Source organism: Burkholderia sp. SIMBA_062, assembly GCF_046534765.1.
In the GTDB taxonomy this organism is placed as follows: Bacteria; Pseudomonadota; Gammaproteobacteria; order Burkholderiales; family Burkholderiaceae; genus Burkholderia; species Burkholderia ambifaria.
Genome location: NZ_JAWRYD010000578.1, coordinates 1 through 240 on the forward strand (window position 1 = coordinate 1; position 240 = coordinate 240).

Here is a 240-nt window from a genome sequence, read left to right on the forward strand (position 1 = left end):
TGCGCGGCTCTGCCAAGAGCGCGTGAAGCAGCTTTCCATGCGCTGGTGCCGAGGGTTGCTGGACAAACGTTTCGAGGCTTATGGACAACTCCATGGCGGAACCTTGGTAAAGGTACTGGATAGAGGAATAACGGCCCAGGAGCGGTGGCTAGGCTTTCTGATTGGCTCGGCGTGGCCGGTCTTGGCCGAAGCAGTGGTGCTGGTCGCGCTGTTTGCGTACCTCGGGGCTACCTCGGTATT

General features: G+C 59.6%; 1 protein-coding gene. It reads left to right on the forward strand.

Features of this window, described 5'->3' with window-relative positions; genetic code table 11:
• Nucleotides 1-22 precede the first annotated feature (22 nt).
• Nucleotides 23-240 (forward strand): hypothetical protein (locus SB786_RS37505; protein ID WP_410731748.1); only part of this gene is annotated, 218 nt, incomplete at its 3' end.